26 protein-coding genes are annotated in these 26,968 nt (G+C 69.5%); 8 read left to right on the forward strand and 18 right to left on the reverse strand.

Translation table 11 applies throughout. The annotated features are described in order from the left end of the window. Positions 1-124 precede the first annotated feature (124 nt). The 4 genes from ACFCZF_RS09465 to ACFCZF_RS09480 all read left to right on the forward strand — a co-directional run bounded on the left by ACFCZF_RS09465 (position 125) and on the right by ACFCZF_RS09480 (position 3,981). Positions 125-1,174, forward strand: coding sequence for a rod shape-determining protein (locus ACFCZF_RS09465; protein ID WP_376671170.1), 1,050 nt, complete (start codon positions 125-127; stop codon positions 1,172-1,174). A 235-nt stretch (positions 1,175-1,409) separates the two neighbouring features. Continuing rightward, a complete protein-coding gene (locus ACFCZF_RS09470; protein WP_376671171.1) occupies positions 1,410-2,846 on the forward strand; it encodes a GAF domain-containing sensor histidine kinase in 1,437 nt (478 codons plus the stop codon). A 236-nt stretch (positions 2,847-3,082) separates the two neighbouring features. Continuing rightward, positions 3,083-3,778: an ANTAR domain-containing protein gene (locus ACFCZF_RS09475; RefSeq protein WP_376671172.1), complete on the forward strand. Its 696-nt coding sequence runs from the start codon at positions 3,083-3,085 to the stop codon at positions 3,776-3,778. A gap of 65 nt (positions 3,779-3,843) precedes the next feature. After that, positions 3,844-3,981, forward strand: coding sequence for a hypothetical protein (locus ACFCZF_RS09480; protein ID WP_376671173.1), 138 nt, complete (start codon positions 3,844-3,846; stop codon positions 3,979-3,981). A gap of 1,281 nt (positions 3,982-5,262) precedes the next feature. On the opposite strand, the gene ACFCZF_RS09485 is transcribed toward ACFCZF_RS09480, so the two are convergent. Further along, on the reverse strand, positions 5,263-5,598 hold the full coding sequence (locus ACFCZF_RS09485) for a hypothetical protein (protein WP_376671174.1): 336 nt from the start codon (positions 5,596-5,598) through the stop codon (positions 5,263-5,265). Between the two features lie 387 nt (positions 5,599-5,985). On the opposite strand from ACFCZF_RS09485, the gene ACFCZF_RS09490 reads away from it, so the two are divergent. From ACFCZF_RS09490 to ACFCZF_RS09500, 3 genes are all read left to right on the forward strand, one after another. After that, the gene (locus tag ACFCZF_RS09490) at positions 5,986-6,543 is read left to right on the forward strand and encodes an RNA polymerase sigma factor (protein ID WP_376671175.1); all 558 of its coding nucleotides are present in this window, start codon (positions 5,986-5,988) and stop codon (positions 6,541-6,543) included. 464 nt (positions 6,544-7,007) lie between these two features. Next, complete coding sequence (locus ACFCZF_RS09495) at positions 7,008-7,679, forward strand: alpha/beta hydrolase (RefSeq protein ID WP_376671176.1); 672 nt, start codon at positions 7,008-7,010, stop codon at positions 7,677-7,679. Between the two features lie 639 nt (positions 7,680-8,318). Beyond that, complete coding sequence (locus tag ACFCZF_RS09500) at positions 8,319-8,774, forward strand: ATP-binding protein (RefSeq protein WP_376671177.1); 456 nt, start codon at positions 8,319-8,321, stop codon at positions 8,772-8,774. Here the strand turns inward: ACFCZF_RS09500 and ACFCZF_RS09505 are convergent. From ACFCZF_RS09505 to paaN, 16 genes are all read right to left on the reverse strand, one after another. Continuing rightward, positions 8,717-9,454, reverse strand: coding sequence for an ABC transporter ATP-binding protein (locus ACFCZF_RS09505; protein WP_376671178.1), 738 nt, complete (start codon positions 9,452-9,454; stop codon positions 8,717-8,719). The genes ACFCZF_RS09500 and ACFCZF_RS09505 overlap by 58 nt on opposite strands. Positions 9,455-9,590: 136 nt before the next feature. Further along, complete coding sequence (locus ACFCZF_RS09510) at positions 9,591-10,331, reverse strand: ABC transporter permease (RefSeq protein ID WP_376671179.1); 741 nt, start codon at positions 10,329-10,331, stop codon at positions 9,591-9,593. A gap of 32 nt (positions 10,332-10,363) precedes the next feature. After that, on the reverse strand, positions 10,364-11,233 hold the full coding sequence (locus ACFCZF_RS09515) for an ABC transporter permease (protein WP_375907454.1): 870 nt from the start codon (positions 11,231-11,233) through the stop codon (positions 10,364-10,366). Next, complete coding sequence (locus ACFCZF_RS09520; RefSeq protein ID WP_376671180.1) at positions 11,230-12,198, reverse strand: ABC transporter substrate-binding protein; 969 nt, start codon at positions 12,196-12,198, stop codon at positions 11,230-11,232. Before ACFCZF_RS09520 ends, ACFCZF_RS09515 begins: the two co-directional genes overlap by 4 nt. A gap of 355 nt (positions 12,199-12,553) precedes the next feature. Then, positions 12,554-13,282 carry a FadR/GntR family transcriptional regulator gene (locus ACFCZF_RS09525; protein ID WP_375907449.1) on the reverse strand — a complete coding sequence of 243 codons (729 nt, stop codon included), beginning with the start codon at positions 13,280-13,282 and terminating at the stop codon, positions 12,554-12,556. Between the two features lie 153 nt (positions 13,283-13,435). Then, positions 13,436-14,245: an enoyl-CoA hydratase/isomerase family protein gene (locus ACFCZF_RS09530; RefSeq protein ID WP_375907446.1), complete on the reverse strand. Its 810-nt coding sequence runs from the start codon at positions 14,243-14,245 to the stop codon at positions 13,436-13,438. A gap of 10 nt (positions 14,246-14,255) precedes the next feature. Then, positions 14,256-15,377, reverse strand: a complete 1,122-nt coding sequence (paaE, locus tag ACFCZF_RS09535; RefSeq protein WP_376671181.1) for a 1,2-phenylacetyl-CoA epoxidase subunit PaaE — start codon at positions 15,375-15,377, stop codon at positions 14,256-14,258. Continuing rightward, positions 15,377-15,886, reverse strand: coding sequence for a 1,2-phenylacetyl-CoA epoxidase subunit PaaD (gene paaD, locus ACFCZF_RS09540; RefSeq protein WP_376671182.1), 510 nt, complete (start codon positions 15,884-15,886; stop codon positions 15,377-15,379). The genes paaE and paaD overlap by 1 nt, the downstream gene beginning before the upstream one ends. Before the next feature lie 2 nt (positions 15,887-15,888). Then, entirely contained in the window at positions 15,889-16,755 is an 867-nt protein-coding gene (gene paaC, locus ACFCZF_RS09545; RefSeq protein ID WP_376671183.1) for a 1,2-phenylacetyl-CoA epoxidase subunit PaaC, read from the reverse strand. Between the two features lie 12 nt (positions 16,756-16,767). Next, positions 16,768-17,079: a 1,2-phenylacetyl-CoA epoxidase subunit PaaB gene (paaB, locus tag ACFCZF_RS09550; RefSeq protein ID WP_375907435.1), complete on the reverse strand. Its 312-nt coding sequence runs from the start codon at positions 17,077-17,079 to the stop codon at positions 16,768-16,770. Further along, a complete protein-coding gene (gene paaA / locus ACFCZF_RS09555) occupies positions 17,076-18,077 on the reverse strand; it encodes a 1,2-phenylacetyl-CoA epoxidase subunit PaaA (protein ID WP_375907432.1) in 1,002 nt (333 codons plus the stop codon). Before paaA ends, paaB begins: the two co-directional genes overlap by 4 nt. A gap of 111 nt (positions 18,078-18,188) precedes the next feature. After that, complete coding sequence (locus ACFCZF_RS09560; RefSeq protein WP_376671184.1) at positions 18,189-18,974, reverse strand: enoyl-CoA hydratase/isomerase family protein; 786 nt, start codon at positions 18,972-18,974, stop codon at positions 18,189-18,191. After that, positions 18,965-19,840 carry a 3-hydroxyacyl-CoA dehydrogenase family protein gene (locus tag ACFCZF_RS09565; protein WP_376671185.1) on the reverse strand — a complete coding sequence of 292 codons (876 nt, stop codon included), beginning with the start codon at positions 19,838-19,840 and terminating at the stop codon, positions 18,965-18,967. The genes ACFCZF_RS09560 and ACFCZF_RS09565 overlap by 10 nt, the downstream gene beginning before the upstream one ends. Then, on the reverse strand, positions 19,837-20,625 hold the full coding sequence (locus ACFCZF_RS09570) for an enoyl-CoA hydratase/isomerase family protein (RefSeq protein ID WP_376671186.1): 789 nt from the start codon (positions 20,623-20,625) through the stop codon (positions 19,837-19,839). The genes ACFCZF_RS09565 and ACFCZF_RS09570 overlap by 4 nt, the downstream gene beginning before the upstream one ends. A gap of 5 nt (positions 20,626-20,630) precedes the next feature. Next, the gene (locus ACFCZF_RS09575; RefSeq protein ID WP_376671187.1) at positions 20,631-21,827 is read right to left on the reverse strand and encodes a thiolase family protein; all 1,197 of its coding nucleotides are present in this window, start codon (positions 21,825-21,827) and stop codon (positions 20,631-20,633) included. Further along, the gene (gene paaN / locus ACFCZF_RS09580; RefSeq protein WP_376671188.1) at positions 21,820-23,523 is read right to left on the reverse strand and encodes a phenylacetic acid degradation protein PaaN; all 1,704 of its coding nucleotides are present in this window, start codon (positions 23,521-23,523) and stop codon (positions 21,820-21,822) included. The genes ACFCZF_RS09575 and paaN overlap by 8 nt, the downstream gene beginning before the upstream one ends. A 276-nt stretch (positions 23,524-23,799) precedes the next feature. Between paaN and paaK the strand changes: the two genes are divergently transcribed. Continuing rightward, the gene (gene paaK / locus ACFCZF_RS09585) at positions 23,800-25,146 is read left to right on the forward strand and encodes a phenylacetate--CoA ligase PaaK (protein WP_376671189.1); all 1,347 of its coding nucleotides are present in this window, start codon (positions 23,800-23,802) and stop codon (positions 25,144-25,146) included. A gap of 139 nt (positions 25,147-25,285) precedes the next feature. Here the strand turns inward: paaK and ACFCZF_RS09590 are convergent, their stop codons facing one another. Continuing rightward, positions 25,286-26,638 carry an MFS transporter gene (locus ACFCZF_RS09590; protein WP_375907411.1) on the reverse strand — a complete coding sequence of 451 codons (1,353 nt, stop codon included), beginning with the start codon at positions 26,636-26,638 and terminating at the stop codon, positions 25,286-25,288. Between the last annotated feature and the right edge of the window lie 330 nt (positions 26,639-26,968).

Here is a 26,968-nt window from a genome sequence, read left to right on the forward strand (position 1 = left end):
CCCATTCAGCGGCCCCCCGCCCGGCCCTCCCCAGAAGGCGCCCGCCCCGGCCCCCGGTCACGATGCCTAGGAGGCCGGCCACCGGGCGGCCCCCGCACGGTCCGCGCTCTCGGGAGGATCTGCCATGACCGCCAGTACCGCCAGTCTGGAGCAGCTGCGCCGCTGCCACTTCGCCGTCGATCTGGGCGCGGCGCGGACCCGCGTGTACGTCAAGGGTGCCGGGCTCGTCGTCGACCAGCCGTCCGCCGCCGCGGTCAACACCCGCACGGGTGCGCTCATCGCGGTCGGTGAGTTCGCGGAGAAGATGACCGGCCGCACCCCCGCCTACATCCGCGTCGTGCGGCCCGTGTCCGGCGGCACGGTCGTCGACATCGAGATGGCCCAGCGCATGCTGCGGCATCTGCTCGGCGACAAGATCCGCCGCGCCCTGCGCCGCAAGCCCCGGCTGCGTGCCGCCGCCTGCACCCCGCACGACGCCGATCCGCTGGCCCAGCGGGCGGCGATCGAGACGCTGGTCGGGCTCGGCGCGCGCCGTGTGGAACTCGTCGACACGCTGATCGCCGCGGCGGTCGGCTGCGGACTGCCCGTGGAGCAGCCCGAGGCGACCATGATCATGGTGTGCGGGGCGCACGCCACTCAGGTGGCGGTGCTCTCCCTCGGCTCGATCGTGACCGCCGAACGCATCCCGGTCGGCGGTGAGGCCGTGGACCACGCGATCGTGCAGCTCCTGCGCCACCAGCACGAACTGGTGCTGCCCAGCCAGTCCGTACGACCGCTGCAACTCGCCCTGTCCGGCAACGGGCTCACCCCGCAGGGGCCGACGACCACCGAGATCCACGGACGGGACGTGGCGACGGGGCTCGCGCGCAGTGTGCGCGTCGACACCGCCACCGTGCGCAACGCCATCCAGACGCCGCTGACGGCCGTGCTCGACGGGATCGGCAAGGTGCTGCGGGACTGCCCGCCGGACCTGGTCGCGGACCTCGCCGACCGCGGGATCATGATGGTCGGCGGGAGCGCGCTGCTGCCCGGCTTCGACCAGATGCTGCGTCAGGCCACGGGCATGCCGGTGCACATCGCGGAGCGGCCGGACGTGTGCGCGGTCCAGGGCCTCGGCACCATGCTGGAGGGCCGGGTCGAGCCACTGTCCCTGAACCCGGCCTCGTCCGACTGACCGCCCGACTGACCCCGTCCGACTGACCCACCGGCGAGCGGACCGGGGCGGCTGAGAAGCCGGGAAGCCGGGGACCCGCGGAGACCGGGAAGCCCGGCAGCCGAGAACCCGCAGAGACCGCGAAGCCCGGCAGCCGAGAACCCGCGGAGACCGCGAAGCCCGGCAGCCGGACAGCCACGGAGACCGGGCAGCCGGGCACCCGCGGAGACCGAAGAACCCGAGGAAGCCGGACGGAATGACCGCGCAGCCCGCGCCCCGACTGACCCGCCTCCTCGAAGCCGTCCTGGGCGTCGGCACCGACCTCGACCTCCGCGGCACCCTGCGGCACATCGTGGACGGCGCCGCCGAACTGACCGGTGCCGCCTCGGCGGCCCTGACCACCGCCGACCCCGGCCGGGACGGCTTCGCCGAGATCCGCACCCCGGACCGGGACGGCGTACCGGAGTCGGCGCCCCGGCTGCGGGTGCCGATCCACGTGCGCGACGGTGAGCGCGAGGAGGAGTTCGGCGAGCTGTGCCTCGTCCCGCGTCCCGGCGGCGACCCGTTCACCGCCGAGGACGAGCAACTGCTGCGGGTCCTCGCCACGCAGGCCGGCATCGCGATCGGCAACGCCCGGCTGTACGGGACGGCCCGGCAGCGCGAACGCTGGCTGGAGGGCGCGGCGGCCGTCACCACCGCGCTGCTCACCGAGGACAGCGCCGACGACGCGCTGGCGACGGTCGCCGAACGGGCCCGGCTCCTGGCCGGCGCCAGTGCGGGCGTGATCCTCCAGCCGACCGCCGAGGGCGGCATGGAGATCGTGACCGCCTCGACGCCCGACGACCCGGACGGCATCGTCGGCGCGGCCATCGCGCCGGGCAGCCCCGTCCTGGAGCAGCTCCTGGGCGGTAAACCGGTGTTCGTCGCGGACTCGGCGACCGATCCGCGCATGACGACGCATGTGCGGCACCGGTTCGGGCCGAGCATGATGCTGCCCCTGCAGGCGAGCGGCCGGCTGATCGGCACCCTCGCCCTCCCCCGCCGCCGCGGCGAGAGCCCGTACACGGCCGTCGAACGGCTGCTCGCCACGCAGTTCGCCTCGCAGGCCGCGCTCGCCCTCGTCCTCGCCGACGCCCGGCGCGGCCGGGAGCGCCTCGCGGTCTACGAGGACCGCGACCGCATCGCCCGGGACCTGCACGACCTGGTGGTCCAGCGGCTGTTCGCCACCGGCATGATGCTGGAGTCCACGCGGCGCCGCCCCGGCGCCGAGGACGTCCGCGACATCCTCGGCCGGGCGGTGGACGAACTGCGGTCCACGGTCCAGGAGGTCCGTACGACGATCTTCGCGCTGCAGCAGCCCCCGGCCGACCCGCCGGCCGGACTGCGCGGCCGGGTGCTGCGCGAGACCGCGTCCGCCGCCACCCTGCTCGGCTTCCCGCCGTCCACGCACTTCACGGGCGCCCTCGACACCCGCGTGCCGGACCGGGTCGCGGACCGCCTGCTCACCGCCCTGCGCCACGCCCTTACCGACGCGGCCGGACGGCCGGGCGTCTCCCGTGTCGAGGTCGCCGTCGACGCGACCGCCGCTTCGCCGGGCGACGGGCACGGAGTACGGCTGACGGTAAGCGACGACGGCGAGACCGGCGGAGGCGACGGCGGGGGGACGACGGTCACGTGGCGGGCGCCGCTGTAAGGGCGCGGGAAAAGGAGCCGGGCCGGAGTCGGCGGGGCAGCGCCTTTACCCAGCCATGGGCCGGTCATTCCCCGACCCCGGGTGTAGTCCGCGGCCGGATGGGCAGGTGCACCGACAGCGGCGCCGGACAGCCGCGGGCCGGGACCCGGTCCGCAGTCGGTCCGACGGCCGACGGGGGCTGTGTGACGTTGGCGAACGTCTGTCAGGGACGAAGCGAGGACGGACAAGGCGGTGACATGACCCCATCGGCACCACCACGTCTGGCGGGGAGGCCGGCCGCCCTGGTCATCGACGGCCAGGTGGACGCCGGCCGGGCGCTGCTCGTCCCGCGTGGAGAGCTCGTCCACGGGTGCGCGGACATCCTGGCCGAGGCGCTGGCCGCGCTGCCGGCCGACGTCGACCGGGTCGACCTGGACATGGGCGACGTGGTGTTCATGGATACGGCCGGGCTGCAGTTCCTGGACCTGCTGGGCGGCTACAGCCACCGGCAGGCGGTGCCGGCGACGGCGACGAACTGGCACGGCCAGCCGCTGCGGATCCTGGAACTGACCGGCCTGGACACCACCGACCCGCTGCGCGCCACGGCCCACCGGCCGGAGCCCGAGCCGCTGCCCGCGACCGCCGCAACCCCCTCGTCGGTGGCGGCGGAGCGCTCCGAGCGGCTGCACGTCCTCCAGGAGGAGGTGGACCAGCTGCGCCAGGCGATCGCCTCCCGCCCGGTCATCGACCAGGCGCGAGGTGTGCTCATGGCGCTGCACGCCTGTACGTCGGAAGAGGCGTGGCACATCCTGCGGGAGGCCTCCCAGCTGTCGAACACCAAGCTGCGCACGGTCGCCGCGGCGGTCACCGCCAGCGCCGAGAGCGACGGCCCTCCCCCACCGGCCGAGGTGCGCACGGCCCTGCGGACGGCACTGGGCCGGCTCGGGCGCTGAGTGGTGCCGCCGCCCACGGATGGGTACCCGGCCCGGGACCCCGTCCGGCAGGAGGAGGCACCACGATGAGTGATCAGACCCCGTCCCAGGCGGAGGGCGAACGCGACGACGAGCGGAACGACGCCCCCGACCCGCCGCACACCACTCCCTCCCAGGCGGAGGGTGAGCGCGACGACGAGGACGCCACGGACGACGACCGGTAGCCCCGCCGAGATCTCCTCTCCCGCGGGGAGAGATGCCGCGCATGGTCTCCTCGTTCCTGCGGAATGTCTGTGGGATGGCAGCGGAAATGACTGAGGCGTTCGCCGCGACGGTTGCAGCGGTGGGACCCGTGGTGCTTTTGGTGGCAGCTGTTGAAGTCGCCGGGCATGAGCGATACCGGCGGGACAGGGCCAAGCGCATGGCCGAAGCGCTCGTGGAAGATGACGTGGATGGCTTCAGGCATGTGGGTCCACTGGGCCCGTATGACCGGCTGGCTCTTCGCCGACGGTTGGGGCGCGCTCCTGGTGTTGAGTGAGCACGCCAGGGGCAAGAACCCGTACTCGGAGGCCATTCGGAAACGCATTGAGCAGTTGGAGACCCAGCGCCAAGAGCCGTCACCCGAGCACCGGGGGCCCCGCGGACGCTCCGGCAACGGAATGAGGCCGCCGCTGCCGGTCACACGGCGAGCGGACGCACTGCCCGACCAGGTTTCCGTCGGACGCGCAGGTGAAAACGTTCCTGCGCCAAGAGGCTGGAGTGGGGCGGGTGGGACTCGAACCCAAACCGGTGACGCGTCTCACCTGCGGTTTTCTTGGGAAGGCGGGCATATCACCCTGTTTCCATCCGGCTGCACCCCGCTCGATCCGGCTCCAGCGGATGCGGTGCAGCGTTCGCTGCACCACAGCCGCTGCGACGCAGAACCGATTAGCTGATCCCCCACGCGGTCCACGACTCACCTCGGCCGGTACGGAAGGAGACCCCTTCCTTGCTGGGCGCTGAACGCCCACCCGACTCACCACCGCCAACACCGTTAGCGCTGTTTGTCACCCTCGGTGACGGCGATCATCCTGCGCCCGCCGCAGACGGAGACAGATGGAGAGCCTGCTGGCGGTGACATCATCTGCATGATCACCTCGCCGCCCGTTGGCCACGTGGGCGAGCGTATACCGGTGGGCCTGGGCAGCCGTGGACCTCTCATGTCGGCGCGCAAGTCGACGGTTCGGCTTCGGACCTCGCCCACGGAGCTGCTGGCAGTCTCCGGCTACGCGGCCGCCCGTTCACTTTGCCGCCGGTCGGCGACCACCATGAGTGCCAGTCCGGCAAGCGCCCACAGCGCTAGGACGAGAAGCGGTCCGCCCGCACCCATTCCGTCGAAGAAAACGTTGGCACGCAGCAGGCTTCCCGAGGCCCCGGGTGGAAGGACTGGCCGAGCGTGGACCAGCCGTCGGGCAGCCAGTACGGACCGGTGGCCAGGCCGGAGAGCTGATTGCCGAAGAACATCATCACCACGGAGCCGGCGCCGAACCCGGCCCAGCCGAACAAAGACTCTCGAGGCCGAGGAACGGGACCGCGAGCGCCGCCATCCCTAGTCCCGTACCGAGGCTCGTGAGCCAGAAGTTGCCATCCAGGGTGCCGATGCCGAACTGGAGGACAGCGGTCACCGCCGCCGAGGCGAGTCCCGTCCCCTTGGGTTCGTCGTCCGGGAAGGGGACCACCTCTCGCACCGTGACCGGAACGCTCTGTCGTTCTGCCAGGGAGTCGCCCAACGCGGTGAGGGCGCCGGTGGCCTGCTGGCCCCCGGCGATTGCCGTGTAGACGGTGACGCCGTCGGCCTTCATGGCGAAGCCGCCGAGGGCGTCACCGTCCTCGACAGCGCGAGTGAGTGCCTGAGTCCGGGTACGCCGTGACGTCCCATTCTCCGTCGAGAAGCTGGGCCTTGAGCGAGTCGACGGCGGACTGTGGCCCGGTCACACCCACCGGGACGTGGTGGGGGCCGCCGTTCGCGGAGTGCAGCCCGAAGGCGCACAGCATCATCCCTCCGGCAGGTGCAGGTCGCCGTGGGCAGCAAATCCTTTTCCTGGGCTGTTGCTCTTATAGATGTACGGACCCTGATGAGGTCATCGCGTCGAGGGAGGTTCTCATGATCGAAGTCATAGTCGCCGTGGTCGTCGGCGCACTGGTGCTGTGTAGTTGGGTGCTGTTCCTGCGTAAGAGGGCGGGGTCGCGTGGCTAGTGTCACGAGGTCCTCATGGCCGGGGAAGCAGCTCATTGCCGCGGCCCAGAGCGGGGACGAACCGTCGATCGCTGCCTTGGTCTCAGGTGCGCACCCGCATGTTCAGCGCTTCGCGTTCGCGCTCTGTGCGAGCAGTCAGGACGCTGAAGACGCTGCCCAGGAAGCCATGATCGTTCTGTTCCGGAAGATCGGAACGCTAAGGGCAGCCGGCGCTCTTGCCTCGTGGATGTTCCAGATCGTGCGGCACGAATGCCTGCGGCGAGCACGGGCCATCTCGATTCAGCAGGAACCCATCACCGAGGCGGTCACCCCATCGACCGAGGACGACGTCCTGGCCAGGCTGGAGATCGAGCGCGTGGCCGCAGCCATTGCGTCGTTGCCCGCGGACCAACGCCGTGTGCTGATCATGCGCGACGTGCAGGGCATGCCGGGACGCACCGTCGCCAAGCTCCTCGGACTCAGCACCGCCGCGATGAAGTCCCGGCTACACCGTGCCCGAGCCGCCCTGCGTGCCGATCTCAAGATCCACAACGTGGGCGCGCCGGAATGAAGGCATCAATCGGCCCAGGGGAGAGCACGTTCGCCAGTAGTTCGGTGCCTGTGCACTTGGCACGGGGAGCTATCGGATTCGGACTGCTGGTCGGATCGGCAGCGTCGATTCCCGCGGTCGGCCCGTTCAGCCTGCTACTGGCGCCGCTGGGCGTTGCGGCACTACGTGGCTGTCCCCTCTGCTGGGCGATCGGGCTGGCACAGACGATTTCGCTTGGGCGCCTCAAACGGTCGTGCGCGGGTGGTCGCTGCCGGGTGGCATCGCGGCGCGCGCCGACGCCGGCGGAGCAGGCGCAACCGCCGCCCGCTGCACAAACTGCCTCGATCCGACGCCGGACCCGCGCAAGCAGCAAGGCTTGACCGACCTACACGAGACACATCCGCCCTGCGGCGGTCTACAAGCCCATCTACTTCCTGATAGGACCAGTTGTGGGATATTCGTCATCGCGACCCGGCCCTCGAGGCGTGCTGTTGGTACACGGTGCATGGCATACCGGCAGTGCCTGGGACGGTGTAGCCGAAGCACTGCGCAAGCTCGGTGTCCCCGTCGCTGTCGCCGAACTGCATCGCGGCTCACTGGCCGCCGACATTGCCGCAGCCGAGACCGCACTCAACAGGATAGACGGAGCCGGCCCCGTCGTAGCGTGCGGCCATTCCTACGGAGGCACGGTCATCACCGGTCTGCCCCCTGAGAAGATCACCCACCTCGTATACCTCGCAGCCCCCATGCCTGACGTCGGCGAGTCCAGCCTCGCGTTGCTCTCCGGTGCGCCACCAACCGATCTGTTCGCCCACGTGGTCGGCGACCTCGAAGGCATCACCACGATTGACCCCGCCGCAGCGGGAGAACTGTTCCATTCCCACCTTCACGACGAGCAACGCACCGTCCACGCTGCAGCCCTCGTAGCTCAGTCGATGGCAGCCGGCTATGAACCCATCACCAGCGCCGCTTGGCACACACGACCCAGCACCTTCGTTGTCTGTACCGACGATCGTGTCGTACACCCAGACTTGCAACGCCGCCTGAGCAAAAGGGCGACCCACACAGTCACCTGGGACAGCGACCACGGCGCCTTCGCATCCCACGAGGCGGACACCGTCGAACTGCTCAGCCGCCTGGCCACAAACCCAGGGTGACGCCCATTTCGCGACCGTGGTGTCCGACGGATAGCGGCGCCGCCGGGACTTCAGAGGCATGGGAGAGTCTCGGGTTCGGTTGGTCTGGGGGCTAATTCGTGAGCTGAGCCAACGTCGCGCCGGCGCCGGTGAGCTGGGCGGATGCCAGCTGAGAGCCCATTCATCGTCCGGACAGCGGGCCATGTGCGGATCGAGCGTCCCCGTGATCAACCGGGTCAGCCGGCCCAGGACCTGAGCCGGTCTCAAGATCACTCATCAGACGAGCCACGACCCGACCGGAGTCCGCGTCGCGTGCTCAGAGATCGAGTTCACCTACACCGCCGGGTCGACGGGACCGATGCCGCGACTGTCCGGCTACCACCGACTCGGCCTCCACTGCAAGCGCTGTCCCTGCCGCTACCTGGCCTTACCCTGACTCGCTGCTGACCTGATGCTCCTACGGACGCTCATTCGATCAAGTCATACGAGAACGCATGGTTGCGCTTGAGGCTGGCGGTGGCGTACCGTCTCCCATAAGAGAACGATTACTCCCCTTTCGGGGCATTACTCACCACGTGAGTCTCCCGACGAGGGAGAGCGGGTGATCACCTCCCGCTCCCGCCTCGCCCTTCAAAGTCTCGTCTCCCTTCGGAGAACGCCATGCTCGCCCGTGCCTTGGACTTCGCGGATTCGCCGACTGCAGCTGCTGAGCGGCTCAGCCCTTCACAGCAGGGAGTCCTCGCCGTGTCGGCGCACTCCTTCTGTATCAGTACGGCCCGCAGGTGGGTCACTGACCTATTGCGTCGCTGGGATATACCGCCGGAAACGTGCGACTCAGCGATTTTGATCGTTAGCGAGTTCGCTACCAATGCCGTCCAGCACGGTCGATCCGACATGTCGCTGTTCATCGCATGCGACCACGTTACTCTCCGCATCGCCGTCACCGATTCTGGCGCTGCCGTACACCATTGTGTGACGAACACCGATCCCGATGAGCACGGGCGCGGCCTGCAGATCGTCCGTGCGCTCGCGCACCGGACGCAGGTGCATCAGACCACTCAGGGCTGCCGGGCTTCCGCATCTTTGCGCTTGGAAGCGAGAGTCTCGTCCGAGTGAATCAGTTGCAGCACACGGCTGCGCAGCGCAGCGAATTCGGGCAGTGACTTGGTGGATTGCTGGTCGCGATGTTCGCCGAGATCAACCGGTATGCGCTCGCGCACACGGGTCGGTGATCCCGACAACACGGCTACTTCGTCGCTGAGGTACACCGCCTCGTCGATGTCGTGCGTCACCAGGATGACCGTGACTCCGAACTCGCGGCGCACGCTGAGTACGAGGTCTTCCAGTCCCGCGCGGGTCTGAGCGTCGACCGACGCGAACGGCTCATCCATGAGCAGAGCGTCGGGCCGGTAGGCCAGGGCACGTGCGATGGCGACGCGTTGCTGCATGCCCCCTGACAGCTGCCACGGGTATTGCGCGTGGCTGCCGCCGCTCAGGCCCACGGCCTCCAGCGCGGAGCGGGCGCGTTCGACGCGTTCGGGCTTGCTCATGGCCTGTGACCGCAGGGGAAGCATGACGTTGTGCTGGACCGACAGCCACGGCATGAGGGAGCGGCTGTAGTCCTGGAAGACAAGGGCCAGCCGGGCCGGAGGCTGCTCGACGCGTTCGCCATTCAGGTAGACGCCGCCTGCGGTGGGGGTCTGCAGGCCGGCCATGCAGCGCAGCAGGGTGGTCTTACCGGCACCGGAGGGACCCACGATGCACATGAGGGCGCCGCGCTCGACGTCAAGGTTCACGTCGTCGAGGACGAGTCGGTTCCCGTTACCTGTGCGGTAGTTCTTGGAGAGTCCGCGGACCGAGAGGATCGGTCTGCTCGGTGAGAGTGGGGCGGTAGGTGCTTCGGACATCGGAGTCGTTCCCGTCGTTGATCCGCTACTTGTGAGTGCGGCGCATGCCGCGGTGCCAGCCGAGTACGGCCCGTTCGAAGCCGTGGAACGCGATGTTGAGGAGGTAGCCCAGGACGCCGAGGAGGACCATGCCGGCCCACATGCCTGGGATGTCGAAACTCCTCTGGGCCTGCAGAAGTTGGAAGCCGATGCCGTGGGTCGAGCCGACCATCTCGCTGAAGACGATCATGATGATGCCGAGGGCCAGGGCGGTGCGCATGCCCGCCACAACCTGTGGGCTGGCAGCGCGGAGTGCCATCACAGTCCGATCCAGGCGGCGGATGCGGTAGCTGCGGGCGACATCGGCGATCATCGGGTCGAGACCGCGTACACCGTCGATGGTGTTCAGCAGGATCGGCCAGATGGTCGCTGAGGCGATCACCACCACCTGTACCTCGGTGCCGACCCCCAGCAGCAGCACCGCGGCCGGCACCAGCGCCACACTCGGTGTCGCACGGGCGAACTCCAGAAGCGGAGTGACGGTGTCGGCGAGGAAGGGAATGCGGCCGAGTACCAGGCCAACGAGGACCCCCGCGGCCGTGGCCAGCGCGAACCCAGCCGCCAAGTGCCCGAGACTGGGCAGCACGTCCGAGGCGAACCTGGCGGAGAACCAGTCCTGGTGGAGCGCGGTCACGATGGTCTGCAGAGGCGGGAAGTACAACGAAGTGCTTGCCGAGCTGACAAACCACCACAGCGTGAGAAGAGCGAAGGGCGGCACGATCTCCATGCCGAAGTGCCGGAGTCGGTGAGCCAAACCGCTCAGTGGTCTCGGTGTGCGGGGTGCCATGAAAGGACCCTCCTCTCAGCTCGGGCCATCATGAGGTTGAGCGCGACACCCAGGAAGGCGCTGGCGACGACGAAGGCGTACATCGTCGGCATGTCCTGTGCCTGCTGAGCCTGCGAGATGGCGTTGCCGAGCCCGGCAGTGCCGCCGAGCAGTTCGGCACCGATGGCCAGCAGGAGACTGATGGTCGCGGCGATCCGGATGCCGGTCGCGATGAAGGGCGCCGCGCTGGGCATGAGGACCACCTTGAGGCGCTGGCCCCGCGTCAGTCGGTAGGCGCGTGCCACCTCGGCGGTCACCGGGTCGATCTGGTGCACGCCGTACATAGTCTGCAGCAGGAGCGGCCACACGGAGCCGAAGACGACCAGGACGAGCGCCATCCTTGCCGACGCCCCGTAGAGGAGGAGCGCCAGAGGAAGCAGCGCTACTGGGGGGATGGTGCGCAGGAAATCGACGGTCACCCGCGACAAACGGTACGCCGTCTCGCTGGCGCCGAACAGCACACCGACGGGAAGCGCTATGAGCACAGACAGCGCCAGACCGATCGCCCAGGTACGCACGGTGTCGCCGAGGGGCGTCCAGAACTCGGCGGTCGTCATCAACGACCCGAGCGCTTGTCCTATCTGCGTCGGGGTGGCCACCGCATCAGGTGTCAGCGCGTCGGAGACAACCAAGTACTGCCAGACGCCGGCCAGTGCCAGGACACAGAGCAGACGTGCGGCCAGCAGGCGCGCACGACGTCCCCACAGGATCGCCTGCATGCTGCGGCCCGACGGATCGCCCTGCGTCGCAGGAGGTAGATCCGTCCCGGGTGAGGCCGTGGAGGGGGAGGCGGTGGGCGTCATGGCGTCAGGACCGCCTCGTCCATGTCGATCGGCGAGTTGATCGTCTTGTACTTGACCATCGTGTCCAGGATCCGCTGCAACGCGAGCTTGTCGGTCCCGTCCACGGCGAATTCGGGGAGGACCATGTCGGAGGCCTGAGCGTCGCTCAGGTTGGACGACTTCTTCGCGTAGGAACGGACGAAGTCGGGGCGCAGGATCGTGTACTTGTTCGCCGCGACATTGGCGCGGGCGAATTTGTCGACCACGTCCCGGTGCTTGGCGAGGTAGGCCTTGCTGGTCACGTACACGAAGATCGGAACCCCCGGAAGCGCCTCGGACATAGGGGAAAACAAGGTCCGCAGTCCGGCGCTGTGAGCCAGTACGACGCCGGGCTCGCTGGTCACCGCCGCGTCCACCGCACCATTGGTCACCGCGCCGGTCATGGTGTGGGGTGGCATCTCGACGAAGTCGACCTTGCTGGAGTCGCCGCCGAGTCTGTCGATCGCCGCCGCCGCGGACAACTGCGAGATGTTCCCAAGACCGTTCACGGCCACCTTCTTGCCCTCAAGGTCGGACGCCGATCGGATCGTGGCGTTCTTCTTGACGAGCACTGCCGTGGGATCGTCCAGCGCTGTCTGGCCACTGACGGTGGCCGTCGCGACGATGACCAGCGGGATGCCCTTTGAGATCGCCGTGAGCGCGCCCGTCGCGTCACTGACGGAGAACTGCAGCTGGCCGTTGAGAAGGAGTGGGACGGCTGCGGCGCCCGAGTTCACGGCTTTGCGGGTTACTTTCAGGCCTTCCTCGGCGAAGGCGTCGGTGGTGAGTGGAGCCGTGAAGACTCCAGTCCCCACCCCGACGTTGATCTCTGTACCGGCCGCCGAGTCTTGGCCGCCCCCACCCGGTTCGGAGGTGTTGGCACTGCATCCGGCCAGAACGAGAACGCTGGTCAGCACAACGGCAGCGACCCGTGGACGACTGCTCATGGGTGTTTCTCCTAGCTGTCGTGCAGAGGACCGTCGCTCGACAACACGACCGACCGCAACCGAGAGGCTGCGGAGGGCAGAGCGAGCGGGTCTACGGAGCGATTGCAGGGCGCCGGGAAATCGGAGCCCTGATGAGGTCGGAATGACCTACATGGAGGTGGCCGGAAGACACCAAGTCACCTGGTGACTTGAGGATGGCGAGGTGTCCCATCGGCGTCAAGATGCCGAACGGCATCGATTTCCGATATTCCTGAGCATCCGTGGCACGACGGACACCCGGTGCGGGTTCCAGCAACCGAAGCCGTGCGCGGCCCACTTGGCCGCCGGCTGACGCGACACCTGTGTTGAGGTGCGGCTACTCGCTGACGTGCTCCCTCACCAGAGTCATCGCGCGGGCTGTATAGGTCAGCACGGCCGCTTCGGCCGAAGGACTGTCCGCCTTGCGGAGGGCGTCGATGATGGCCGCACGCTCGGCACTCAGCTGGAGGACGATGCGACGCGCCACCGACGGCGATCGCTGGACCGCTTCCTTGGCCAGTGCGATCTGCGTGTCGATGAGGAAGCCGCAGAGACTGATCAGCAGGGGGTTGCGGGAAATGGCGGCCAGGGCCTTCAGGAACCCGGCAAGCCCGTCGACGAGGCCGGCCTCGTCGGCGCCCGGTCCGCAACGGTCGGCGGCGTCGCTCAGCGTGGCGAGGTCTTCTTCGGTGGTGTTGCCGACGGCCAGTCGCACCGATTTCACATACAGCGCCTCGGACACTTCGAGGAGAGCGAGGAGATTGACGTGTTCGAGCTGCACGACGGCCGTCATCGCCGCGGAGAGCAGCTTCGAGCTCTCGGCGACGACGTACGTCCCCGAGCCGTGCCTGATCTCCACCAGGCTCATGGCACTCAGCGCCCGCAGTGCTTCCCGGACCGTGGGCTGGCTGACGTCGTAGTGAGTGGCAAGATCCCGTTCCGAGGGCAGTCGTGTACCGCGCGCCAAACGACCGGCGAGGATCTGCCCGCGAAGATCGTCCAGCACTTGCTCGGCGGCACGGGTCCTGTCCCGGCGAAAGGAGCCCTTGACCAGGCCGTTCTCCACTCGCTGCAACCTCCGCTCCGGCGCGTACCGTGCTGGTGCGGTGGACGAGTTCACCAGGTCACACGGCGACTCGCCATTGTTGCACGCGGGCAGTGGCCCGGGGTCCTGAGGCGACGCCCCCCTTCTCTTGATTCAGCACTACGGAGACGGACGCTATTGCGACGCGTTGCGCGCCGGAACGTCGTCTGCTGGGCGGCCCGCGAAAACGGCCTTGCCGGGACCCTCCCGGAGGAAACTGCTCATGCCGGCCGCACGGTCCTCCGTGGCGAACAAGGTGGCGAACCAGGTCCGTTCGATCGTCAGTCCCGCGTCCATGCCTTGGTCCATGCCGGTGTCGACGGCCTCCTTGGCGGCGCGCAGAGCGATGGCTGGACCGCGGGCGAGACGCGCGGCCCAGGCGTGGGCGTGCTCGTACACCTCGCCCGCCGGGACCACACGGTCGACCAGGCCGAGCGCCAGTGCTTCGTCCGCGGCGACATGGCGTCCGGTGAAGATCAGATCCTTGGCCCTGGAAGGACCGATGAGACGGGCCAGGCGCTGGGTGCCACCGGCGCCCGGGATCAGGCCCAGCAGTATCTCGGGCTGGCCGAGCCGGGAGTTCTCGGCGGCGATGCGGTAGTCCGCGCACAGGGCCAGTTCGCAGCCGCCGCCGAGCGCGAAGCCGGTGAGTGCCGCGATCACCGGTTTGGGGATGCGGGCGACCGCGGTGAAGCACTCCTGCAGCTCGCGGGCACGAGCTGTCATCGTGGCGTGGTCGATGGCCTGCATCTCCTTGATGTCGGCCCCGGCGGCGAACACCTTCTCACCGCCGTACAGAATCACCGCCCGTACGTCGTCCCGCGAGGAGGCTTCCAGAGCCAGGGCCTTGATGCGGTCCTGGACCGCGGTGTCCAGTGCGTTGAGCGGCGGCCGGTCCAGGCGCAGCGTGGCGACGCCGCCGGCGACCTCTAGACGGGGAGTCATGACGGGCCTTTCAGGAGTCGAAGTCGACGGTGAGCGTCTCGGTGACGGGATAGGTCTGGCAGGTGAGCACATACCCGTCGTCGACCTCGGCGGGCTCGAGGGCGTAGTTGCGGCGCATGTCCGCCTCGCCTTCGGTGACCCGGGCACGGCAGGTACCGCACACCCCGCCCTTGCAGGCGAAAGGCAGGTCGGGACGGATCCGTGAGGCGGCGTCCAGAATGGTCGCGGTGCGCGCCAGGGGTGCGGTGGTGCTGCGGCCGTCGAGGACGACGGTGACCGCGCTGACCGGCCCGTCGGCAGCCGGTTCCGCACGGCGTACAGTGATCGGCTCGGCGTCGTCGGCGAAGAACAGTTCGCGGTGGACGCGGTCCGCGGGCACCCCGAGGTCGGCCAGCAGCCGCTGAGCGTCCTGGACCATCCCGTGCGGACCGCACAGCCACCAGTGGTCGGCGCCGTCGATGTCGAGGAGACCGTCTATGAGGGCGGCCAGTCGCTCACTGTCGAGACGCCCGGTCAGCAGGTCCGCCTCGCGGGGCTCGCGCGAGAGGACGTGGGAGAGCCGGAACCGGTTCGGATACAGGTCCTTGAGGTCGGCGAGTTCGTCGGCGAACATCACGGTGTCGGTGCGGCGGTTGCCGTAGAACAAGGTGACTCGCGAGCTGGGGTCGGCGGCCAGGACCGACTCGGCGATGGACAGCATCGGGGTGATCCCCGAACCTGCCGCGATCAGCACGTGGTGGCCTGGTTCGTCCAGGTCGGGAGTGAAGGCTCCGGTCGGCGTCATCACCTCCACGAAGTCACCGGGTCGGACCTCGTCGACCAGCCAGGAGGAGAACAGTCCGCTGGGCACCACGCGTACGCCAATGCGGGGTGCGGAACCCGTCGGCGAGCACAGAGAGTACGAGCGGCGCTCGTCGCGGCCGTCGACGAGGCGGCGCACGGTGAGCGTCTGCCCCGCCCGGTGCGCGTACTCGTCCGCGAGTTCCTCGGGTACCTCGAAGCAGACGGCGGCCGCGTCCTGGCACAGCCGCGTCACCTCCGTGACTCGCAGTCGGTGGAAGGCGGGGCGGCGTCGCGAACGGGGGGCGGCGCCCGCAACGGACTTCGGTGCGTGGGTGACGGATGGAGGCATTAGATCTCCTTGACGTACTCGAACGGCTCCAGGCAGGCGCCGCAGCGCCACAGCGCCTTGCAGGAGGTGGCGGAGAAGCGTGAGGTCTCACGGGTGTCCGTGGAGCCGCACTGCGGGCAGGGCACGGCCGAGCGGGTGGCCAGGAGCTGAAGCGGCACGGGTCCGCCGATGGGCACGGGGGCGGAGCGGGGCGGCGCCAGGCCGGCCTCGGCGAGTTTGCGCCGCCCCTCGGAGGTGATCCAGTCCGTGGTCCACGGCGGGGACAGGACGGTGCGGATCTCGACCCTCTCGAACCCGGCCTCCCGCAGTCGGGCGGTGAGGTCCGCCCGCATCTCCGCCATGGCGGGGCAGCCCGAGTAGGTTGGTGTCAGGTCGGCCACGACTGTCCCGTCCGAGGTGATGTCGACGTCGCGCAGGACGCCGAGGTCGGCGAGGGTCAGCATGGGCAGTTCCGGGTCGGGCACCAGCTCGGCCGTCTGCCGGGCCCGTCGCGTGGCGAGCTCGCCCATGGTCACCACACCCCCTCCGGGTGTTCCCGGGCGACGCTCTGCAGCTCGGCCAGGAGGGGACCCAGATGGACGGTGTGCGCGCCGTCCCGGCCACATCGAGCCGGGGGCGCTTCGACCTCGGGCACGGGAAGGGTCGCGGAGCGCAGGACCTGGCTCAGCACGTCGGTGACCTCGCGTTCGATGTCGGCGGCGGATATGCCGAAGCCGGGGCTCCAGGCGAACAGCTCGGGCAGGTCAGAGGCCAGGTCCTCCAGTGCGCCGCGTGTCCGGCGGTGGGACTCGCTCGTGCCGTCGCCGAGCCGCACCGTCCAGTCGGCGGCGAACTGGCGGTGGTAGGTCAGCTCGTTGACCCCCTTGGCCGCGATCGCGGCCAGTACCGGGTCGGGTGCTGAGGTGGCCAGGCGCTGGAAGAGGGACAGCCGCCAGCTGGACAGGATCAGCAGCCGGACGACGGAGAACGCGAAGTCTCCGTTGGGCAGTTCCGCCGCCGTCACATTGCGGAAGTCGGCCGCGTCCCGGAAGTAGGCGTAGGAGTCCTCGCCCCAGCCGTTGCCGTCCACCTGCCCCGCCCTGCTGTAGAGGAGGCGGGCCTGGCCGAGCAGGTCGATGCCGATGTTGGCGAAGGCCACCTCCTCCTCCAGCTCGGGCGCATACGTCACCCACTGGGCCAGACGCTGCGCCGAGACAAGGGCGTCGTCGCCGAGGGCCACGCAGACGCCGGCGAGTTCCGTGGTGTCCACGCCGGTGGGCACGGCTGTGTCGACGCCGTGCAGCGGGTCTTCGAAGCCGGTGCCGAACGCCCAGCGGGCATCGCTGTCGTGAGCTTCGGAAAGGGAGAGGTGGACGTGGTCGTCTGTGGTGGCGTTCATGCCGTGGTGCTCCTAGATGTGCGGAACGTCGGCGGGGATGTCGTAGAAGGTGGGGTGCCGGTAGACCTTGTCCACGTTGGGCGAGAAGAAGGGGTCCTTCTCGTCGCGGGTGGAGGCGGCGAGGTGTTCCGAGCGCACGGCCCAGATCGACACGCCCTCGTTCCGCCGGGTGTACAGGTCGCGGGCGTGGGTGAGAGCCATGGCGTCGTCAGCCGCGTGCAGGGAGCCGACGTGGACGTGGTTCAGGCCGCGCTTGCCGCGGACGAACACCTCGTACAGTGGCCAGGCTTCCCGCCCGGGTGCGGTGTCTTCCGTGGTGGTCATGGAGCGGTTCCTTCCGTCGGACGGGTGTGCGTGGTCTCGTCGACGCGTGCGGCACGCTTGGCGGCGTGGGCGGTCGCGGCGCGACGTACCCAGGTGCCCTCCTCGTGCGCGCTCCGGCGCTGGGCCACGCGTTCGGTGTTGCAGGGGCCGTCACCGGCGATGACGCGCTGGAGCTCGCTCCAGTCGGGGGTGCCGAAGTCGTGCCGGCCGCTCTCCTCGTTCCAGCGCAGTTCGGGGTCGGGCAGGGTGACGCCGAGTTTCTCCGCCTGGGGGACGGTCATGTCGACGAAGCGCCGGCGCAGCTCGTCGTTGCTGTGCCGCTTGATCTTCCATGCCATCGACTGCGCGGAGTTGGGCGAATCGTCGTCGGGCGGCCCGAACATCATCAGGGACGGCCACCACCAGCGGTCCACCGCGTCCTGCACCATCTCCCGCTGGGCGTCGGTGCCGCGCATCATCGTCATGAGCAGCTCGTAGCCCTGCCGCTGGTGGAAGGATTCCTCCTTGCACACGCGCACCATGGCGCGCGCGTAGGGACCGTAGGAGCTGCGGCACAGCGGGACCTGGTTGCAGATGGCCGCCCCGTCGACGAACCAGCCGATGACGCCGACGTCGGCGAAGGTGGGAGTGGGGTAGTTGAAGATCGAGGAGTACTTCTGACGGCCCGTGATGAGCCGCTCGGTGAGATCTGCCCGGTCGGCGCCGAGAGTCTCGGCCGCGGAGTAGAGGTACAGGCCGTGGCCGGCCTCGTCCTGGACCTTGGCGAACAGGATGGCCTTACGGCGCAGGGTCGGCGCCCGGGTGATCCATTCACCCTCGGGCTGCATGCCGATGATCTCGGAGTGGGCGTGCTGCGCGATCTGCCGGATCAGAGTCTTGCGGTATCCCTCGGGCATCCAGTCCCTGGGCTCGATGCGCTGGTCGTGGGCGATGGTCGCCTCGAAGTCCTCCTGCATCCGCTTGTCGGCGTCCGGCGGGGACGTGTGGGGTGTGGTCATGTCGGCCGACCTCTCCGCCAGGTCGGGGACCCGGCTTCGTGGTGTGTTGTGTGAACCGGATGTGGCGTCGCGCGGTCCGGGTTAACAGCCCTTGTCCGCGCGACGCGTCGGTCAGCGGCCCTCGAAGTGAGGCCGTTGCTTGGCGAGGAAGGCGTCCACTGCCGCCCGGTGGTCACGGGTGCCGCCGAGGCGCAGTTGGGCGTCGGCCTCCTGCTCCAGCACGTGGGCCGGGTCCGCCGTCGCCGCGTCGCGCAGGAGCGTCTTCACCTCCCGGTACGCCTCTGTCGGCCCCTGGGCGAGCCGCGTCGCCATGGCCAGGCCCGCTTCGGTGGCCGTGCCGTCGGGAACCACCTCGTGGACCAGTCCCCAGCGCGCGGCCTCGGTCGCCGTGAAACGGTTGCCGAGCAGCATCAGGCCGGCCGCACGCGAAGGCCCGGCCAGTCGGGTCAGCGTTCCGCTGAGGCCGCTGTCGGCAGCCAGGCCGATGCCCGTGAAGGCGGTGGCGAAGGTCGCTCCCTCGCCCGCCACCCGCAGGTCCGCGGCGAGCGCGATACCGAGGCCCGCTCCCACACAGGCGCCCTCGACGGCCGCCACCACCGGCACTCGCAGGGCCCGGACGGCCTCGATCAGCGGGTTGTAGTGCTGGCGTACGGTCGCGAACGCGGCGTCGGCTCCGTCGGCCAACGCGGTCGCGTGTTCGGCCAGATCCTGGCCCACGCAGAACGCCTTCGTACTGCCCGTGATCAGTACCGAGCGTGCAGTGCCGCCCTGGCCGGCCTGCCGGACGCAGTCCAGCAGCGCCTGCTTCACCTGTGTGTCGAGTACAGGGCGCGGCAGTTCGACGACAGCGACATCGCCTTGCCGACGGAAGGATGCGCCGGGTCCGGTCAGTTCCATGTGTAGAACCCCTTGCCGGTCTTGCGGCCCAGCTCCCCGCGGGCAACCTTCTCCCGCAGCAGTGGTGGGGGGGCGAATCGTTCGCCGAGGGTCGCGTGCAGGTATTCGGCGATGGCCAGGCGCACGTCCAGACCGACCACGTCCGTCAGGCGCAGCGGGCCCATGGGGTGCTTGTAGCCGAGCATCATGGCATCGTCGATGGCCTCGGGGGTGGCGACGCCCTCTTCGACCATCCGGATCGCTTCCAGGCCGAGGGTCACGCCGAGGCGGCTGGAGGCGAATCCCGGGGAGTCCTTGACGACGACGTCCCGCTTGCCCAGGGCGTGCACGAAGTCCAGCGCTCTGTCGAGGGTGGCGGGCGCGGTCGCGGGCGCGGTGACCAGTTCGACCAGGGTGGAGGCAGGCACCGGGTTGAAGAAGTGCAGGCCCAGGAATCGTCCGGGTTCCTTGAGAGCCGCGGCCAGTTCGGTGACCGACAGCGAGCTGGTGTTGCTGGCAAGGATCGTGTCCGGTCCCACCGCCTTCTCGGCGTCCGTGAGGACTGCCGCCTTCAGTCCCGCGTCCTCGAAGACCGCCTCCACGACCAGTGTCGTGTCCGCGGGCAGCTCCGAGGCCGAGGCGGCCGGAAGGATCCGGGCCGCGATGGTCCCGGCGGGTGCGGGCAGCAGCCCTCGGTCGCCGGCGCGCTCGAGGGATTCGGTGACGCGGGCGACGGCGAGACCCGCGGCCCGGGCTCCGTCGTCCACCAGGGTGACGGTCGATCCGGCCGTTGCGAAGGACTGGGCGATACCTCCGCCCATCCGCCCCCCGCCGATGACGGCGACGTGCGCGGGCGGAGCAGGCTGCGCTGGGCGTGCGCTGGTCATGTGGTACTCCCTCGTGTGCTCCTGTTCAGGAACCGGGTCATCCGGTCCTGCTTGTCGGGTCCCTCGAACAGCACCGCCTGCGCCAGGTCGTCGGCGACCGGATGAGCGCCGGGATGATCCGTGACGAGCTTGGTCAGCCGCAGCGCAGCCGCAGAGGAACGCGCCATCGTGTCCAGCACGGCGTGCCCTGCCTCCAGCAGCCGGTCGGCCGGGACCACGTCCATGACCAGCCCGCAGGCGAGGGCGGCCTGTGCGTCCAGTCGGCGTCCGGCCAGCAGCACCTGTTTGGCCACTGACTCGCCGACCAGCTCGGGAAGCCGCCAGCACGCTCCGGCGGCGGCCAGGATGCCCAGACCGGGCTCGGGGTTGCCGAACATCGCGTCGGGTCCGGCGATCCGCAGGTCGCAGGCGTACGACAGCTCCGCACCGCCACCCAGCGCCCAGCCGTCGACTGCGGCCAGGGTCGGCATCGGCAGGCGGCGCACCCGCTGGAAAAGCCGGCTGTTGATGCCCTGAAGTGCCTCGTCGCGGCCGCGTTCGCGCAGTTCGGCGATGTCCGCGCCACCGGCGAAGACTCCGCCGTGCCCGGTGAGTAGCAGCAGTCGCGGGCTGCGCTCCAGCAGATCGCACACCTGGTGGAGTTCGGCGATCATGGCTGCGTTGATGGCGTTGCGGGCCTCGGGACGCCGCAGGGTGACCACCACTCGGTCCGCGCGCTCGTCGACGATCAGCGTTGCGCCTTCCGACACGGTGTCCGTCGGGTGCAGGGTGTCCTGGGAATTCATGGCGTTCACACCCGTTCCACGAGCATCGCGACGCCCTGGCCGACGCCTACGCACAGGGTCGCGAGGCCGTGCCGTGCGTCCTCTCGCTCCAGCCGACCCAGCAGGGTGAGCAGGATGCGGGCGCCCGAGCAGCCCAACGGATGGCCCAGTGCGATCGCCCCGCCATCAGTGTTGACCTTGTCCTCGTCCAGCTTCAGACGGCGCATCACCGCGAGTGCCTGCGCGGCGAACGCCTCGTTCAGCTCCACCGCGTCCAGGTCACCGGCCCGCAGGCCGGCCCGGGCGAGCGCCTTCTCGGTGGCCGGGACGGGTCCCAGGCCCATCAGGTGCGGCTCAACACCCGCCGAGGCGGAGGTGACGATCCGCGCGCGCGGGGTGAGTCCGTGGCGTTCGACGGCCTGCGCGCTCGCGATCACGAGGGCGGCGGCACCGTCCGAAAGCGGCGAGGAGTTGCCGGCCGTCACAATGCCGTCCGCACGGAAAACCGTACGCAGCGCGCCCAGTTGCTCGGTACTGGTGGAGGGACGGGGGCCCTCGTCGGTGTCGACGGTAGTGACCTGACCCTTACGGCCGGTCACCTGCACCGGGACGATCTCGCGCGTGAAGTGTCCCGCCTTCTGAGCGGCGAGAGCCCGCTGGTGGCTGCGCAGCGCGAAAGCGTCCGCGTCGGCGCGGCTGATGCCGTCCAGAGCCGCGACCTCCTCGGCCGTCTCTCCCATGGCGAGGGTGTCGCGGGCCTCGAACCGCGGGTTGGTGAACCGCCATCCGAGCGCGGTGTCCGAGACCTCGCCCGGCTTGGCCCACGGTGTTCCGGGCTTGGCCATGACCCAGGGGGCGCGGGTCATGGACTCGACGCCGCCCGCCACCACCAGGTCGGCCTCGCCGGAGCGGATGGTGTGGGCTGCGGAGGCCACCGCGGTCAGCCCCGAGGCGCACAGCCGGTTGACGGTGTAGCCGGGCACGGTGTGCGGGAGGCCCGCGAGCAGGACGGCCATGCGGGCCACGTCGCGGTTGTCCTCGCCGGCCTGGTTGGCCGCTCCCAGGATTACCTCGTCCACCTGGTCGGCGGGGATGCCCGCACGGCGTACGGCTTCGCCGACCACCAGGGCGGCGAGATCGTCGGGACGGACGGCGGCCAGAGCACCGCCGTAGCGTCCCTGTGGGGTACGGGCCCCGTCGACGATGAAGATGTCGTCAGTCACGGCTGTCTCCTAGGGCTGTGGCGGGGCGGCGGGACTGCAGGATGTCGAATCGGCCGGTGACGAAGGCCGGATCGGTGAGGGTCGCGCCGGCGGCGGGGTTGGCGGCGGACCCGTGGAAGTCGGCGAAGGCCGCCGTCTGGTTCACGAAGACCGCGCCGGTCAGGTTCTCCGACAACTGCACGCCGACACTGAGCGCCGCGCGTTCCGTCTCGGCCAGCACGTCCTGGCTGGTGGAGTGGACGGCTGCGGTGAGCGCGCCGTGTGCGCCCACCGTTTCGCGAAAGATGTCGAGGGCGTGCCCGGTGTCGTCGACGCCGATGACGAAGGAGACCGGCCCGAACCACTCGTGGGTGTAGGTGCCGCGGTCGCCCGCTTCCAGTCGCGCGATCAAGGGAGTGTGCAGCACCGCGTCCTCGTAATCCGGGTGGGCGATTTCGGCCGACGGGCGGACGTTGATGCCCAGTTCGGCGGCGATGCCCAACCGCTCGACCGTCTCCGGGCCCGTGAGGGCTCCGAGGGTGCCGGCGGCCCGCGCCGGGTCGGCGAGAAGCTTGTCCAGTGCCGCGGCCAGGTCGCTCGCGAACTGATCGGCGGACTTCACCCCGTCCTCGGACTGGAACCCGGCACGCGGGACGAGGATATTTTGCGGCGTCGTACACATCTGGCCGCTGTAGAGGGAGAGCGAGAACGCGAGGTTGCGCAGCAGGCCCTGGTAGTTGTCGGTGGAGTCGATGACGACGGTGTTGAGCCCCGACTTCTCGGTGTAGACGCTCGCCTGACGGGCGTTGGCCTCCAGCCAGTCACCGAACCGCGTCGAGCCGGTGAAGTCCACGATCCGCACGCGAGGGTCGACTGCGAACTCGGCCGCCGACCGCCCGCCCGGGGCCTCCGCGGCCAGCACCACCACGTTCGGGTCGAAGCCGGTCTCGGCCAGCACCTCCCGCGCGATCCGCACGGTGATCGCCAGCGGCAGCACGGCCCGGGGATGGGGCTTGACGACCACCGGATTGCCGGTCACCAGGGAGGCGAAGAGACCGGGATAGCCGTTCCAGGTCGGGAACGTGTTGCAGGCGACCAGCAGCGCGGTGCCGCGTCCCACCGGGGTGAAGCGGCTCTCGATCACCGTCTCGCCGCCCTTGCGCTGCGGCTTCGCCCAGCGCGCCGAGACCGGGTGGCGCTTCTGCTCCGTCCACGCATGGGCGACGGCCTCCAGGCCGCGTTCCTGGGCGTGCGGGCCTCCCGCCTGGAAGGCCATGACGAAGGGCTGGCCGGTGGTGTGGTGCACGGCGTGGGCGATCTCGAAACTCGCCGCGTTCAGCCGCACCAGAATCTCCGCGGCCACTCCGGCCCGGATGTCGGGGTCGGCGGCGCGCCAGGCCGGGGCTCCGGCCTTCGTGGCGACCAGCGCCTGCTCGACGCTCACTTTGGGATAGGAAACACCGAGTCCGAGCCCGTACGGCGACACCTCGCCTACGTCGACGAGACCGTCCCCGGGGTGCCCTACGAGGTCGAAGGGCTTGCCGATGTGTGCCCGGAAGGCCGCCTCGCCCAGCTCGGGCGCCTGGGATCCGTACACCGACGTGCTCGGGGACTCCGGAAACGGCGACCAGAAGTCACGGCGCATGGTGGCCTCGGCGGCCCGTTGTAGCAGGTCGTGATGGTCGGTGAAGAAGTCTGACGGTGTGGATGTGGGCATGTGTTCCACCTCTTGACAGGCACCCGCGTCGCTTGATTACTTGACCGTAATGCACGCTAACCGAATGTTCGGTCGGTAGACAAGATGGTCGCAGACGTGAGCCGCAGCACGCCGGGGATTCGACCGGAGCGGGTGCCCTCCCGGCCATGGACCAACGTTCGCGTTCGCCGACACCGTGTTCGCCCGCCCCTGCGCACAGCCACGTCGCGGAGACGAGGTCACCACCGAGCCGGGGCGGAGCCGCAGCATCCGAAGCACGAGAACCGAGGAGTCCCCATGACCCGGCAACCCATCACCCAGACACCGCCGAGCGCCCCGCTGGGCGACGCGCTACCGGCGGAGCTGCTCGACACGGGCGAGCGGCTCTCGCGCGCCCAACTGCGCGAGACACAGCTCGAGCGGCTGCAGGCGACCCTGCGGCACGCCTACGACAACGTGGAGCTGTACCGGCGCAAGTTCGACGCCGCCGGAGTGAAGCCGGAGGACTGCCGCACTCTGGCGGACCTGGCCCGGTTCCCCTTCACCACCAAGGCCGATCTGCGTGACACCTACCCGTTCGGCATGTTCGCCGTGCCCATGGACCAGGTACGGCGCGTGCATGCCTCCAGCGGCACCACCGGGAGGCCCACCGTCGTGGGGTACACCGAGCACGACCTGTCCGTCTGGGCCGACGTCGTGGCCCGTTCGATCCGTGCGGCAGGTGGACGGCCGGGCCACAAGGTGCACATCTCCTACGGCTACGGCCTGTTCACCGGCGGTCTCGGGGCGCACTACGGCGCCGAACGCGCCGGCTGCACGGTGATCCCGGCCTCCGGCGGCATGACCGCGCGTCAGGTGCAGATCATCCAGGACTTCCGGCCCGAGATCATCATGGTCACGCCCTCCTACATGCTCACCCTCCTCGACGAGTTCGAGCGCCAGGGCATCGATCCGCGCACATCCTCGCTCAGGATCGGCATCTTCGGTGCGGAGCCGTGGACCGAAGCGATGCGCAGCGAGATCCAGGACCGTCTGGCCATCCACGCCGTGGACATCTACGGCCTCTCCGAGGTCATGGGGCCCGGTGTAGCCCAGGAGTGCGTGGAGACCAAGGACGGTCTGCACGTGTGGGAAGACCACTTCTACCCGGAGATCGTCGACCCGCTGTCCGACGACGTCCTGCCCAACGGCGAACACGGTGAGCTGGTGTTCACCTCTCTGACCAAGGAGGCGCTGCCGATCATCCGCTACCGCACCCGCGATCTCACCAGGCTGCTGCCCGGAACCGCCCGGCCGGCCTTCCGCCGGATGGAGAAGGTGACCGGCCGCTGCGACGACATGATCATTCTCCGCGGCGTCAACGTGTTCCCCAGCCAGATCGAGGAGATCGTCCTCGGCACCCCCGGTGTCGCCCCGCATTTCCAGGTGGAGTTGACCCGGCGCGGCCGGATGGACCACATGACGCTGCATGTGGAGGCTCGCCCCACGACCGGCGGGGAAGCGCGTGAGGCCGCCGCCCGAAGCATCGCCACGGCCGTCAAGGACGGAGTGGGCGTGAACATCGAAGTGCTCATCGTCGAACCTGAGACCCTGGGGCGCTCGCTCGGCAAGATCCAGCGTGTGAAGGACCTGCGCCAGCAGTGACATCGCCCAGCGCGGACAACGGACTCCACGAGCCGAGACCCGCTCCGGCGCCGGCGCCGGCCTCTGTGAGCCCTCAGGCACACAAACCCGTGTGGCACCCTCGATCAAGTGGGTGCCACACACGTTCAGAGGGTTGCCGTCACTCCGCCGGCGCCATCTCCACAACCGCCTTGGACGGTACGCGTTCCCCGCTGGACGTCGCCCGCGCCATCGCGAAGGCCGCCGCGCCGGCGCACAGAGACGCCGCGCCGGTCAGCAGGAACAGGGTGGGCACGCTCGCACCGGCGGCGACGGCGACTCCCCCGAGGACCGGGCCCACGATGCCACCGATGCGGCCGATGCCCATGGCCCACCCGACTCCGGTGGCCCGCAAGGACGTCTCGTAGAAGATCGCGCACAGGGCCACGGTGCACATCTGCGCTCCGATGCTGAGGAATCCCGCCACGAACGCCGTCACCAGAAGTGCGGCGCCGGACTGGCCGGACAGACCGATGGCCGCGATGGCAACGGCACCCAGCGCGAAAGCGGTTCCGGTGACGCGGGTGGGCGAGCTCCGGTCCGCGAGACGGCCGATCACCAGTTGCCCCACGATGGCCCCGAGGTTCAGCGCGGCGACGGCCAGGGCGGCACCGGACGACCCGATGCCGGTGTCACGAGCGACCAGCGGAATCCAGTTGATCAGCAGGTACGTCAGCAGCAGGCTCATGAACAGCGTCGCCCAGAGCAACAGTGTCCCGGCGGCCCTGCCGTCGGTGAACAGCCTGACCACCGGAGAGCGGGTGGGTGACGGCTCGGGGATGATCTGCTCCGCCGTCACCGAAGACCGCATACGCCGAAGGATCTTGCCGAGTCGCTGGTGATCGCCTGTCAGAGTGAGGAAGCGCGCGGACTCCGGCAGCAGCACCCAGAAGACCGGCAGGAACAGCAGAGGCACCACGCCGCCGAGGACGAAGACGCTCTGCCAGCCGAGGGCGGGAATCATGGCCGCCGAGACGGCGCCACCGATCACGGCACCGAGCGGGAATCCACAGAACATCAGGCCCACCACGGTCGCCCGCATCCGGCGGGGCGTGTACTCCGAGGTCAGCGAAATGACGCCCGGGAGCGCCCCGCCGAGACCGATCCCGGTGAGGAAACGGAGCACCGCCAGCCCGGTGAGGGAATCCACCAGCGGGGTCGCCAGGGAGAACAAGGCGAAGACCGCGACGGCGATCAGGAGGTTGGGGCGGCGACCGAACCGGTCACTGGTACGACCGAAGACGATGGCTCCGACCAGACCACCGAACAGCCCGATGCCGAAGACAAGGCCGAAGTCGGCACTGCCGGTACCCCAGTCGGAGGCGATGTCCGGAGCGGCGAGCGCGATCGCCTGGGTGTCCAGGCCGTCGACCACGGCGACGAGTGCGCACATGACAATGACGCCGATCTGCAGCCGGCCCAGCGGTTGCGCGTCCAGCAGGTCGTCGAAGGTTCGTTTCTCACGTGAGGGCATGACCCGACTCGATTCGGTGGAGGGGACCTGTCGGCGAGGGCTTCCGCATCAGCGCCGACCACACGAGGGTGCGCACGCGGACTGCAGGCAGCCGGCCGTACGTCGCCGGAGGGCCGATGAAGCCTCCACTGCCCCGCCTGTGCGCCGACCGTACGACCGGTCGGTAGGTAGCGCAAGGGATCGTTCTCGTTTATGTTCACTTCCGGTCGGCGCCTCGCCCGATCACCCGACGTCGCCCACAAGCGCCCTGGGAGACACGTGCCCCACCGTTTACTCATCCCCTGCCTGGCGGGACTGGCCGCCGCGGCCATCCTTGTCGTCGCCGGAACG

This window comes from Streptomyces sp. NPDC056296 (assembly GCF_042268605.1).
In the GTDB taxonomy this organism is placed as follows: Bacteria; Actinomycetota; Actinomycetes; order Streptomycetales; family Streptomycetaceae; genus Streptomyces.